This window comes from Pseudomonas sp. A25(2017) (assembly GCF_002001065.1).
Taxonomy (GTDB): Bacteria; Pseudomonadota; Gammaproteobacteria; order Pseudomonadales; family Pseudomonadaceae; genus Aquipseudomonas; species Aquipseudomonas kilonensis.
Genome location: NZ_MUOA01000051.1, coordinates 120,548 through 133,402, shown reverse-complemented (window position 1 = coordinate 133,402; position 12,855 = coordinate 120,548). Strand labels below are relative to the sequence as shown.

General features: G+C 61.9%; 9 protein-coding genes and 2 riboswitches. Of the genes, 5 read left to right on the top strand and 4 right to left on the bottom strand.

The window, feature by feature from the left end; genetic code table 11:
* Positions 1 to 3: 3 nt before the first annotated feature.
* Positions 4 to 1,068, bottom strand: coding sequence for a cobalamin biosynthesis protein CobW (gene cobW / locus B0E42_RS10070; RefSeq protein ID WP_003200209.1), 1,065 nt, complete (start codon positions 1,066 to 1,068; stop codon positions 4 to 6).
* 97 nt (positions 1,069 to 1,165) lie between these two features.
* A riboswitch (cobalamin riboswitch) is annotated at positions 1,166 to 1,379 on the bottom strand.
* A gap of 213 nt (positions 1,380 to 1,592) precedes the next feature.
* A riboswitch (cobalamin riboswitch) is annotated at positions 1,593 to 1,816 on the top strand.
* Positions 1,817 to 1,915: 99 nt separating this feature from the next.
* Here cobW and B0E42_RS10065 point away from each other — a divergent pair.
* From B0E42_RS10065 to cobM, 4 genes are all read left to right on the top strand, one after another.
* Positions 1,916 to 2,104 carry a CbtB-domain containing protein gene (locus tag B0E42_RS10065; RefSeq protein WP_014338677.1) on the top strand — a complete coding sequence of 63 codons (189 nt, stop codon included), beginning with the start codon at positions 1,916 to 1,918 and terminating at the stop codon, positions 2,102 to 2,104.
* Between the two features lie 11 nt (positions 2,105 to 2,115).
* A complete protein-coding gene (locus B0E42_RS10060) occupies positions 2,116 to 2,811 on the top strand; it encodes a CbtA family protein (protein WP_018604738.1) in 696 nt (231 codons plus the stop codon).
* Entirely contained in the window at positions 2,808 to 3,212 is a 405-nt protein-coding gene (locus tag B0E42_RS10055) for a cobalamin biosynthesis protein (RefSeq protein WP_077506306.1), read from the top strand. Before B0E42_RS10060 ends, B0E42_RS10055 begins: the two co-directional genes overlap by 4 nt.
* Positions 3,213 to 3,289: 77 nt before the next feature.
* Positions 3,290 to 4,036 carry a precorrin-4 C(11)-methyltransferase gene (cobM, locus tag B0E42_RS10050; protein ID WP_018604742.1) on the top strand — a complete coding sequence of 249 codons (747 nt, stop codon included), beginning with the start codon at positions 3,290 to 3,292 and terminating at the stop codon, positions 4,034 to 4,036.
* Positions 4,037 to 4,216: 180 nt separating this feature from the next.
* Here the strand turns inward: cobM and nfuA are convergent, their stop codons facing one another.
* Together nfuA and B0E42_RS10040 are read right to left on the bottom strand one after the other, a co-directional pair.
* Entirely contained in the window at positions 4,217 to 4,801 is a 585-nt protein-coding gene (gene nfuA / locus B0E42_RS10045; RefSeq protein WP_003182850.1) for a Fe-S biogenesis protein NfuA, read from the bottom strand.
* Between the two features lie 115 nt (positions 4,802 to 4,916).
* Positions 4,917 to 7,208, bottom strand: a complete 2,292-nt coding sequence (locus tag B0E42_RS10040; protein WP_077506305.1) for a fatty acid cis/trans isomerase — start codon at positions 7,206 to 7,208, stop codon at positions 4,917 to 4,919.
* A gap of 155 nt (positions 7,209 to 7,363) precedes the next feature.
* Between B0E42_RS10040 and metH the strand changes: the two genes are divergently transcribed.
* On the top strand, positions 7,364 to 11,074 hold the full coding sequence (metH, locus tag B0E42_RS10035) for a methionine synthase (protein WP_077506304.1): 3,711 nt from the start codon (positions 7,364 to 7,366) through the stop codon (positions 11,072 to 11,074).
* Between the two features lie 85 nt (positions 11,075 to 11,159).
* Here metH and B0E42_RS10030 read toward each other — a convergent pair whose 3' ends face one another.
* A complete protein-coding gene (locus B0E42_RS10030) occupies positions 11,160 to 12,626 on the bottom strand; it encodes a hypothetical protein (protein ID WP_077506303.1) in 1,467 nt (488 codons plus the stop codon).
* Positions 12,627 to 12,855: the final 229 nt, after the last annotated feature.

Here is a 12,855-nt window from a genome sequence, read left to right as displayed (position 1 = left end):
GACTTAGGCCCCGAGGGCGGCGCGCAACTGCGCTTCGAGCAGCGCGGCGTCAAGCGCCTGGCCGATCAGCACCAGACGGGTGACCCGCGCTTCCTCCGCGCCCCACTGGCGGTCGAAATGCTTGTCGAACCGCGTCCCGACGCCCTGGATCAACAGGCGCATCGGCTTGTTCGGGATCGCCGCGAAACCCTTGACTCGCAGTACGCCGTGCTGGACCACCAGTTGCGTCAACGCGTCGAGCAGCAGGCTTTCGTCAGCCTGGGGCAGTTCGATGGAAATGGAATCGAAGGCGTCATGATCGTGGTCATCATCGTCGCCATCGTGGTGATGGTCGTGATGGCTGTGGCGGCCGTCGATGTGTTCTTCGGAACCAGCGCCCAGGCCGATCAGTACGTCCAGCGGCAGGCGACCGCTGCTGGCTTCGATGACCTTGACCGCCGGTGGCAGCTCTTCGGCGACTTCCAGGCGAACTTTGGCCAGGTCTTCAGGGCTGATCAGGTCAGCCTTGTTGAGGATCACCAGGTCGGCGCTCGCCAGTTGGTCGGCGAACAGTTCGTGCAGCGGCGATTCGTGGTCCAGGTTCGGGTCGAGTTTGCGCTGGGCATCGACCTGGTCGGGGAACGCGGCAAAGGTACCCGCGGCCACGGCCGGGCTGTCGACCACGGTGATCACTGCGTCGACGGTGCAGGCGCTGCGGATTTCCGGCCATTGGAAGGCCTGGACCAGCGGCTTGGGCAGGGCCAGGCCGGAGGTTTCGATGAGGATGTGGTCGAGGTCGCCACGCCGGGCCACCAGCTCGCGCATCACCGGGAAGAACTCTTCCTGCACCGTGCAGCACAGGCAGCCGTTGGCCAGTTCATAGACGCGGCCGTTGGCTTCTTCTTCGGTGCAGCCGATGGAGCACTGCTTGAGGATCTCGCCGTCGATGCCCAGCTCGCCGAATTCGTTGACGATCACGGCGATACGACGGCCCTGGGCGTTGTCGAGCATGTGCCGCAGCAAGGTGGTTTTACCCGAGCCGAGGAAACCGGTAACGATGGTGACGGGGAGTTTGGCCAGTGTTTTCATCGGATGCCCTTTGGCAAGGTGGCGGGCAAACGGGACGACAACCGCTGGCACAGGCGTGCGCGGAAGATTTCGCCACCGGATCACCCCGCCCGGTTGTAGTGAGAATCTGTCTCGAGGCAGGTCTCCTGGCTGACGGCGGGCCAATCTTTCGACTGGCAATTGCTGCGCCTTCCCGTGCGCCCGTTTTAAAGGCATGCACAGTGGCCTTGCAGAAACAGCACCGTTCACAGTTGCGGGGGCAGCCGCGGCTTGGACCGCGTTCCCTTCTTAGCTCCGGCACGTGCCGAAGAACCTCGAAGGCGCAAGGCTACGCAGGGTGTGGGGGCGGGTCAATCGCCAGAGCGTGTTGCGGCGCATGGACGGGCCTCATCGCGAGCAGGCTCGCTCCCACAGTTGATCTTTGTTGAACATGAGTTCTGTGATCGGCGAGATTCATTGTGGGAGCGAGCCTGCTCGCGAAGGGCGCAACTCAGTGTCAGCCTGAAACCCCATGCCAATTGACGACCCAGCCCCGCCCATGCTCTCCTGTGCGCCTAGTTATGGGTGCCCTTCACAGGGTGAAACGGGAAACCGGTGAATCGTGTGCTTTACTTCAAGGCCACGTCAGTCCGGTGCTGCCCCCGCAACGGTAAGCGAGCGAAGCGTCTGAACCACTGTGTCCCAGGACATGGGAAGGTGACGCTTGCAGGCCAGGCGCAAGCCCGGCCCCTCGCGAGCCCGGAGACCGGCCCATGACTCATGCATCAACAAACCCGCGGTGGGCGGGCGCTGTTCGAACCTTGGCGGGCTTTCGCCCGGGGTCTCATCGCGCTCGAATACCCACTGAACAAGAACAGAGGGAAGCGCCATGTCGACCATCAGCAGCACCGCCCGCACCGCCAGCAGCACCACCACCCTGAGCCAACGCCTGAGCGCCGCGATCCTTGCTTCGATCCTGGGCGCGGGGCTGGTCTATTTCGCCGGTTTCTCCCACATCGAAGCGGTGCACAACGCCGCTCACGATACCCGTCACAGCGCCGCCTTCCCGTGCCATTGAGAACTGACGACATGATCAAGCGTATCGCGCAGACCGCCGGTTTCAGCGGCTTGCTGGCCGCCCTGCTGCTGACCCTGCTGCAAAGTTTCTGGGTATCGCCGCTGATTCTCCAGGCGGAAACCTTCGAGAAGGCTCCGGCGACCGAGGTCCATGAACACGCCGACGGGGCGGCTCATACCCATGATGCCGAGGCCTGGGAGCCGGAAGACGGTTGGCAGCGCGTGCTGTCCACCACCGGCGGTAACCTGGTAGTTGCCGTGGGTTTTGCCCTGATGCTGGCGGGCCTGTACACCTTGCGCGCACCGACTCGCACGTCCCAAGGCCTGCTCTGGGGCCTGGCCGGCTATGCCACTTTCGTCCTGGCGCCGACACTTGGCCTGCCGCCGGAACTGCCTGGCACCGCAGCGGCCGACCTGGCCCAACGGCAGATGTGGTGGATCGGCACCGCGGCGTCCACGGCGGTGGGCATTGCCTTGATCGCCTTCGGCCGGCATTGGCTGCTCAAGCTGTTGGGCGTGGCGACGTTGCTGGTGCCCCACGTCATCGGCGCACCGCAGCCCGAAGTCCACTCGATGCTGGCGCCCGAAGCGCTTGAGAGCCAGTTCAAGATCGCCTCGCAGCTGACCAACGTCGCGTTCTGGCTGGCCCTGGGCCTGATCAGCGCCTGGCTGTTTCGCCGTGACGGCCAAGCCCACCACGACGCATGAGCGCCGAGCCGATCCTGGTGATCGGCCTGGGCTGCCAGCGTGGTTGCCCGGCCAGCACGCTGCGGGCCTTGCTCGACGAGACGCTGCTGGCCCACGGCATCGAACTTCATCGGGTACGGGCCCTGGCCAGTATCGACCTCAAACGTGACGAGCCCGGGCTGCTGGAGCTGGCCGGGCAACTGGCCCTGCCGCTGACCTGTTTCAGTGTCGAACAGTTGGCCAGCTACGAGCAGCGGCTCAGTCACCGCTCCGAGATCGCCTTCGAGCGCACCGGTTGCTACGGCATCGCCGAAAGCGCCGCCCTGGCCTTGGCCGAACAGTTGGGCACAACGCCCGCGACGCTGCTGATTACTCGCCAAAAAGGCCCCAAGAGCACGTTGGCATTGGCGGTCGTGGCGTAAATCCCGATAATCGGCGCCCAGGATCATGAGCGATCTTCATCTGGGCGACGCTCACCCACCTTTCACAGGAGCCGGTCATGACCGTTTACTTCATCGGCGCCGGCCCCGGCGACCCGGATCTCATCACGGTCAAAGGCCAGCGACTGATCCGCCACTGCGCGGTGATCATCTACGCCGGCTCGCTGGTGCCGACCGCCGTCCTGGAAGGCCACTGTGCCGAACAGGTGATTAACAGCGCCGAGCTGCATCTGGAACAGATCATCGAATTGATCAAGAGTGCCCATCTCAAGGGCCAGGACGTGGCCCGGGTGCATTCCGGCGACCCGAGCCTGTACGGTGCCATTGGCGAGCAGATTCGTTGCCTGCGGGAATTGGACATCCCTTTCGAAATCATCCCGGGCGTGACCGCGACCTCAGCCTGCGCCGCCCTGCTGGGCGCCGAACTGACCTTGCCGGACATTTCCCAAAGCCTGATCCTCACCCGCTACGCCGACAAAAGCCCGATGCCCGCCGGGGAAGAGCTGGGCAGCCTGGCGCAGCACGGGGCGACCATGGCGATTCACCTGGGGGTCAATCATCTGGAAAAAATCGTCGACGAACTGCTACCCCACTACGGCGCCGATTGCCCGATTGCGGTCATCCACCGGGCGACCTGGCCGGACCAGGATTGGGTGATGGGGACGCTGGACGATATCGCGGCAAAGGTGCACGCCAAGGGCTTTCGCCGCACGGCGCTGATTCTGGTGGGGCGTGTGCTGGGCAACGATGTGTTCAGCGAGTCTTCGCTGTACCGCGCCGGGCATGCGCATCTCTATAGACCCTGACTCGCCAGAGAATCCACCTGGATCCCCCTGTGGGAGCGAACCTGTGGGAGCAAGGCTTGCCCGCGAAGGCGTCGCCTCGGTCTATCAGCTACACCGAGGTGTTTGCATCGCGGGCAAGCCTTGCTCCCACAAGCTCGCTCCCACAGGTTACGAGCTGATCGCAAGATGGTATCGCCACAATCAGTAGTAGGCGTTTTCTTTCTGCGTGTGGTCGGTCACGTCGCGTACGCCCTTGAGTTCCGGAATGCGCTCGAGCAAGGTGCGCTCGATGCCTTCCTTCAAGGTGACGTCAGCCTGGCCGCAGCCCTGGCAGCCACCGCCGAACTGGAGCACGGCGATGCCGTCTTCCACCACGTCGATCAGCGAAACCTGGCCGCCGTGGCTGGCCAGCCCCGGGTTGATTTCGGTCTGCAGGTAGTAATTGATGCGCTCGTTGACCGGGCTGTCGGCATTGACCATCGGCACTTTGGCGTTTGGCGCCTTGATGGTCAGTTGACCGCCCATGCGGTCGGTGGCGTAGTCGACCACCGCATCGTCCAGGAAGGCTTCGCTGAACGAGTCGATGTACGCGGTGAAGCTCTTGAGCCCCAGCGCGGTGTCTTCGGGTTTTTCTTCCCCCGGCTTGCAGTAGGCAATGCACGTCTCGGCGTACTGGGTGCCGGGCTGGGTGATGAAGATGCGGATCCCGATACCAGGCGTGTTCTGCTTGGACAGCAGATCGGCCAGGTAATCGTGGGCGGCATCGGTAATGGTAATGGCGGTCATGGAAACTCCTCGCAGGCTTGCCGGCAGTTTACGCCAATCATCGCGCCGGACAAAGTCCCAGTATTTTTGTCAGGAAAGCGCCCGGCGGCACGGAGTTTGCCGCCGGCGCTGTCGATCAGAGGTTCTGGTAGCGATTCATGTCCAACACACCGCTTTCCACGGGCTCCGTCTCCTGGATGTATTGGCTCAGGTCGTGGAAGTAGTACCAGAACTGCGGGTGACTGCGGCGAATGCCCCAGCGCTCGACAATCCGCTCGAACGCTGGCGCATCCTGGGCGCCTTGCATGGCCTCGACGAATGCCGGCACTTGCCCGGCCGGAATGTTGAACATGAAGTTCGGATAGCTGCTGAACACGCCCGGGTAGACCGTCAGCGTGTCCAGCCCCAGCTGGTAGCGCCGCTCCTCGCCCAGCAGGAACGCGACGTTGCTGTGGGCACGGTTGCGCAGCAGACTGTAGACCTCACGCTGACCGCTGGCGGTTTCGACGCGCAGCAGGGTCGCTTCCGGCAGTTGGTCGATCACCTTGAGCCCCGCCGCCGGGCGCGACACCAGGCGGCTGAGGGCCTGTTCGGCGTTTTGCAGCGCCGGGTCGATGTTCGGGCGCGAGCAGTAGGCACCGTCACAGCGGTTGATCGGATCGGGACGGGCGTTCAGCTCGCCATAACGGGCCAGCAATTGCTGGGTGAAATCGCCCTTGGAGTCGCGTTCGTCAAGCTTGAGGGCGGTCGGCGTGTCATCGTCGATGGCCTCGTAATCGAGCCACATCTTGAATTGGCCACCGGCCTGGTACCAGTCGTCCAGGTAGCCTTCCCGGGCGTCAGCCGGCATCAGGCGCAGGAAGTTCTGCTCCGCACCGTTGCGGATCAAGTCGAAATACAGCCGGGTCTGGGCCTGGTGGGACACGTTGCCGAACACGTCGAAATTCACCGCCAACTGGTAATAGGTGCGCTCCAGCAACGGGAAGTCGAACAGCCACATCGTCTGCGGCACTTCGCCGATCAACCCCTTGGTGACCGAAGCACTGTCGAAATGCCGGAAAATGCTCAGCAGCGCGTTGTCGTTACCGGCCCACAGCGTCGACCAGCTCGGCGCCGGCAGCTCGGCATAGTTGTCGCGGCGCAAGGCCTCATACTCGTTGCGCTTGTCGCGGTAGTCGAGCCACAGGCTGACGACGCTGCCCACGTCGTCGTTCTGCCCCGGCATCGCCAACAGCGGTGTGGCCTGGCCGCGGTAGTTCGGGTCGGTGATGTACAGGTCGTGTTCGGGGTCCTGGAACAGCGCCCAGAAATTGTCGCGGATCACGTCCGTGGCAATCTGGCCCCGGCACACCGGCCCGCGGATGAAGGTGCGCACGAAATACTCGGCGTTATCGAGCATGAACTGGTAGCGCGCCTGGGCCGGGATCGCTTCGAAGGTGGAAAACGGGTTGGCCCGGCGCTCCGGGCCGTAGCCCGGCAACGCGGAGACCTGCCATTTGCCGCTGTAGAACAGGCTCTTGATCCGTGCCATCTTCGCCGCGCTCAAGCCGTAGGTGATGTGGGTCTTGTGCACGATCACCCCTTGCACCGGCCAGAGCCGATAATAGACGCGGGTGCCGGGATCATCGTTCGGTCGGCGGGTGTTGATCAGGTCGATGGGCTGGCCGGTGGGCGTGCGCGAACGGACCCACTGGAAGAAATGCCCCGGCTCGCCGTCCTTGAAATAGATGTGCGCCAGGAACCAATGCTCGAACAACCAGCGGCCCACCAGGCTTTCCCGGGCGCCCGGGGCATTGAGCAGGTTTTCCCATTGCACCACCTGCAAGGCTTCGGCGGCACTCGGCGCCAGGGCCTGCTGATCGATGGGGGCGCCTGCGGCCAGCCAGCGTTGCAGGGTCTGGTATTGCTGGTCGGTCAGGCCGGTGACAGCCAGGGGCATGCCTTCCTTGGGATGGCTGCCTGCGTATTCGTTGAATTGATCCGGCATCGCGCAGCTGTTTTCACGATTGAGGCCCAGCACGATCTCTTCCGGCAGCTTGGCGTTGGGCTGCAACGGTGTGCGGTGGCCCAACTCCAGCATGCGCGCCATCAGGGCAGCCTGGCTGCCTTGGGCGTCGAGCACTGAATAAAAGCCCTTGCGCTGCCAGGCGCGCGGGCCGGAGGCGTCATAGAACAAGCGAGTCGGATCGGCCGCCTGGCGCCGCTCGCCGTCGTACACCGACAGCTTGCTCGCTCCCCGTGCCGCACCTTCGCCGCTGCCCAGGTTCAACTGGCAAGCGGAGTCGTAGCAGGCATGACAGGCCACGCATTTTTCCGTGAAGATCGGCTGGACGTCGCGAGTGTAGGAGATCGCGGGAGCGGGACTCCCGGCGGCTGCGGTAAAACACAACAGCAGCAACAGACTGCCGAATAAGACGCGGTACGGCATGTCTCGGGTCCCTAAGAGATAGTCCGGCGATTCTACCGGGCCAGCATCGCCTTGCAAACATGAGCGATATTCATGCAAAAGCCCATCATGATCAAATCCTGCACAGGTTTGCTATCATCCCGGCCTTCGTAATGGTCTTTTTTCCAGGTAGTCCTATGTCTGATCGCAGCGCTCGCCTTTATCTTCTCCAGCAAGCCCTCAAGGAACGCATCCTGATCCTCGACGGCGGCATGGGCACGATGATCCAGAGCTACAAGCTGGAAGAACAGGACTACCGCGGCAAGCGCTTCGCCGACTGGCCGAGCGACGTCAAGGGCAACAACGATTTGCTGGTGCTCAGCCGCCCCGACGTGATCGGTGCCATTGAAAAAGCCTACCTGGATGCCGGCGCCGACATCCTGGAGACCAACACCTTCAACGCCACCCAGGTGTCCCAGGCCGACTATGGCATGCAGAGCCTGGCCTACGAGCTGAACCTGGAAGGCGCGCGCCTGGCCCGTAAAGTGGCCGACGCCAAGACCCTGGAAACCCCGGACAAGCCGCGCTTCGTCGCCGGCGTGCTCGGCCCGACCAGCCGCACCTGCTCGCTGTCACCGGATGTGAACAACCCCGGCTACCGAAACGTGACCTTCGACGAACTGGTGGAAAACTACACCGAGGCCACCAAGGGCCTGATCGAGGGCGGCGCCGACCTGATCCTGATCGAAACCATTTTCGACACGCTGAACGCCAAGGCGGCGATCTTTGCCGTGCAAGGGGTCTACGAAGAACTGGGCGTCGAACTGCCGATCATGATCTCCGGCACCATCACCGACGCCTCCGGCCGCACCCTCTCGGGCCAGACCACCGAAGCCTTCTGGAACTCGGTGGCCCACGCCAAGCCGATCTCCGTGGGCCTGAACTGCGCCCTCGGCGCCAGCGAATTGCGCCCGTACCTGGAAGAGCTGTCGAACAAGGCCAGCACCCACGTATCGGCCCACCCCAACGCCGGCCTGCCCAATGAGTTCGGTGAATACGACGAACTGCCAGCCGAAACGGCCAAGGTCATCGAAGAGTTCGCCCAGAGCGGTTTCCTGAACATTGTCGGCGGCTGCTGCGGCACCACCCCGGCGCACATCGAAGCCATCGCCAAAGCCGTGGCCGGCTACGCGCCGCGGCCAATCCCGGAGATCCCGCGGGCCTGCCGCCTGTCGGGCCTGGAACCGTTCACCATCGATCGCAGTTCGCTGTTCGTCAACGTCGGCGAGCGGACCAACATCACCGGTTCCGCCAAGTTCGCCCGGCTGATCCGCGAAGACAACTACACCGAAGCCCTGGAAGTGGCCCTGCAACAGGTCGAGGCCGGCGCCCAGGTGATCGACATCAACATGGACGAGGGCATGCTCGATTCGAAGAAGGCCATGGTGACCTTCCTCAACCTGATTGCCGGCGAACCGGACATCTCCCGCGTGCCGATCATGATCGACTCCTCCAAGTGGGAAGTGATCGAAGCCGGCCTCAAGTGCATCCAGGGCAAGGGCATCGTCAACTCCATCAGCATGAAGGAAGGCGTCGAGCAGTTCATCCATCACGCCAAGCTGTGCAAGCGCTACGGCGCCGCCGTGGTGGTGATGGCCTTCGACGAAGCCGGCCAGGCCGACACCGAGGCGCGCAAGAAGGAAATCTGCAAACGCTCCTACGACATCCTGGTCAATGAAGTGGGCTTCCCGCCGGAAGACATCATCTTCGACCCGAACATCTTCGCTGTCGCCACCGGTATCGAAGAGCACAACAACTATGCCGTGGATTTCATCAACGCTTGCGCCTACATCCGCGACGAACTGCCCTACGCGCTGACCTCGGGCGGGGTCTCCAACGTGTCCTTCTCGTTCCGCGGCAACAACCCGGTGCGCGAGGCGATCCACTCGGTGTTCCTGCTCTATGCAATCCGCGCGGGCCTGACCATGGGCATCGTCAACGCCGGCCAACTGGAGATCTACGACCAGATCCCGGTGGAACTGCGCGACGCCGTGGAAGACGTGATCCTCAACCGCACCCCCGAAGGCACCGACGCCTTGCTGGCCATCGCCGACAAGTACAAGGGCGACGGCAGCGTCAAGGAAGCGGAAACCGAGGAATGGCGCGGCTGGGAAGTGAACAAGCGCCTGGAGCATGCGCTGGTCAAGGGCATCACCACCCACATCGTTGAGGACACCGAGGAGTCGCGACTGTCGTTCGCCCGGCCGATCGAGGTCATCGAAGGCCCGCTGATGGCCGGCATGAACATCGTCGGCGACCTGTTTGGCGCCGGCAAAATGTTCCTGCCCCAGGTGGTCAAGTCCGCCCGCGTGATGAAGCAGGCCGTGGCCCACCTGATCCCGTTCATCGAGGCGGAAAAAGGCGACAAGCCGGAGGCCAAGGGCAAGATCCTGATGGCCACGGTCAAGGGCGACGTGCATGACATCGGCAAGAACATCGTCGGCGTAGTGCTCGGTTGCAACGGCTATGACATCGTCGACTTGGGCGTGATGGTGCCGGCGGAGAAGATCCTGCAGGTGGCCAAGGAGCAGAAATGCGACATCATCGGCCTGTCTGGGCTGATCACCCCGTCCCTGGATGAGATGGTGCATGTGGCGCGCGAGATGCAGCGCCAGGACTTCCACCTGCCGCTGATGATCGGTGGCGCCACCACCTCCAAGGCCCACACGGCGGTGAAGATCGAGCCCAAGTACAGCAACGACGCGGTGATCTACGTCACCGACGCCTCCCGCGCCGTGGGCGTGGCGACCCAGTTGCTGTCCAAGGAACTCAAGCCGGCTTTCGTCGAGAAAACCCGCCTGGACTACATTGACGTGCGCGAACGCACGGCCAACCGCAGCGCCCGCACCGAGCGCCTGAGCTACCCCGCCGCCGTGGCCAAGAAGCCACAGTTCGACTGGAGCAGCTACCAGCCGGTCAAGCCGACTTTCACCGGCGCCAAGGTGCTGGATAACATCGACCTGAACGTCCTGGCCGAATACATCGACTGGACACCGTTCTTCATTTCCTGGGACCTGGCCGGCAAATACCCGCGCATCCTCACCGACGAAGTGGTCGGCGAAGCCGCCACCGCGCTGTACGCCGACGCCCGGGCGATGCTGCGCAAGTTGATCGACGAGAAACTCATCAGCGCCCGCGCCGTGTTCGGCTTCTGGCCGGCCAACCAGGTGCACGACGATGACCTGGAAGTCTACGGCGACGATGGCAAGCCACTGGCGCGCCTGCATCACCTGCGCCAACAGATCATCAAGACCGATGGCAAGCCGAACTTCTCCCTGGCCGACTTCGTCGCGCCGAAGGACAGCGGCGTGACCGACTACGTCGGCGGTTTCATTACCACCGCCGGCATCGGCGCCGAAGAAGTCGCCAAGGCCTACCAGGAGGCCGGCGACGACTATAACTCGATCATGGTCAAGGCCCTGGCCGACCGCCTGGCCGAAGCCTGTGCCGAATGGCTGCACCAGCAGGTGCGCAAGGAACATTGGGGTTACGCCCAGGACGAGCACCTGGACAACGACGCCCTGATCAAGGAGCAATACACCGGCATCCGCCCTGCCCCCGGCTACCCGGCCTGCCCGGACCACACCGAGAAAGCCACCCTGTTCCGCCTGCTCGACCCCGAGGCCAGCGAACTGAAGGCCGGGCGCAGCGGTGTGTTCCTCACCGAACACTACGCCATGTTCCCGGCAGCGGCGGTCAGCGGCTGGTATTTCGCCCATCCCCAGGCGCAATACTTCGCCGTGGGCAAGATCGACAAGGACCAGGTGCAGAGCTATACCGCGCGCAAGGGCCAGGAACTGAGCGTGACGGAGCGTTGGTTGACGCCGAATTTGGGTTACGACAACTAAGCGTCCTTGAAAGATCGCAGGCTCCGCCAGCGCCTATGGGCTTGTGAGTTCCTGGAGCTGGCGAAGCCTGCGATCTTTTGTACATTCACTTCTTTACCGAAATAGCAATATTGACCGGCAACTTCCAGTCGGAATTTGCCTGTCGAACCTCAAGTTTTAAAAGTCCGTTGTAGTATCCGGAAGGCAATGAAGCATTGCTCCCACTCATTGGAAAATAACGGAGCTCAAGATACATACCAGAAACCGACGAACATCCGCTGCCCGAGTTCATCTCTGAACGGCAACTGGCCCTTTCGCGCCGAGCAATTAAGCTTACGTTGACATCAACCCCAGCGGCGTTGCGCAACTTCACATTAAGACGTGTTTCCGAATGATTTACATAGGGCACCAATTGGGTAGGCCCTGTAGCTGAATCCAACGCGACGACCCCAGCATCGGCCCCCGCTTCAATAGGAAGGTATAGCCGAGCAATCACACTCGGATCGGTTCCCGGCGGACTAACGACCATCATACGCAAACCAGGCAACTCTGGATTGTAACCCGTCAATCGCGCGGTATTTTCTCGCCATACACGAGCCATATCGGCGGTTTGCGCATTACCCAATGGCAACCCATGCGCGTCGTTGATAGCAGGCGTCGAATAATAAGGAACCTGGTTACCGCAAAGGTAAGTACGGGATTTTCCATTGTTATAGCCAAAATTATATTTGCTTGGGTTGTCGTTGCAGTGTTGGCCACCAGCATTGTGCCCAACCTCATGTCGAAAAGCGGCTGGCAGTTCCCAGTTGTTAACACTCGTATAGCCAGACAACAAAGCTCTTCCACCCGCATCCCCTTCCACTGAGTAAGCTGCACTGACGTCAGTGCTATAGAGTGTTCTGTAAGGCTCCAGCATAGTCTGCCAAGCGCGCAGTCCTGGGTCCGAAGTATCGTGGGTCACGTCAAAAACATTTACTGCGGCGAGTCGCAAGGAAAGATTCTCAACCCGTGAATTCCTGAGGCCGAGATTGGCTGACTCCAGTTGTGCCAGAGCAAAGGCGATAGGGTCTGTATTCAATCGACCCAAGGCATAGGCGGTGTAAGCCACCAGCATATCGATATAGCGCGGCTCACCAGCTTTTGAACTGTCCACCGCAGGCACTGAAGTCTCAGACATCTCAACGGTATCGGGAGTCATATAATCGTTGGGCGGTTCTTGGGTAAAAGTGCTTTTCCCCTGCGCATCGACCACCAACAAACCGCGCTTGCCAGGCTCATCGACAATCGCGGTGACCGCACCATCAGGCGACCTGACCACCACCAGCGAGCCTGTTTCGCCATCGCGGGTGTACAAATTGCCGCTTTCTACCGTGTACCCCTGCTCAACCTTGATAGCCGAACGCTCAAAGCGCGCGCTGCCGATTGTATCGGCATATATACTGGCCGACGTCGCTTGGGGCGAATTTTCGGGGCTATCGGTTGCAGCGCTGACCAGTGCGGGCAGCGCAAGTACCAACGTCAGCGCTGTCAGGCCGGAGCGCCCAGCCGTAGAGAATGGATTTCCAGTATTCATGGCGTATTTCCTTGCGAAGACAGGAGCCATAAGACTGATCCCATTAAACCGGGACGACTACTGTCAGATATGACAGTAGCTAGTGTCCTGTATCACAAATACTGTTCCTTTTTGACGGCGTCTGTTGTCGTCATGCTGCGTTGCCTGACGACAACAGCCACTCGCCAAAAAAGAAACGTATTTGCGAAACAGGACACTAGAGCAGCAAACAAGCCTACGCTTTAACATC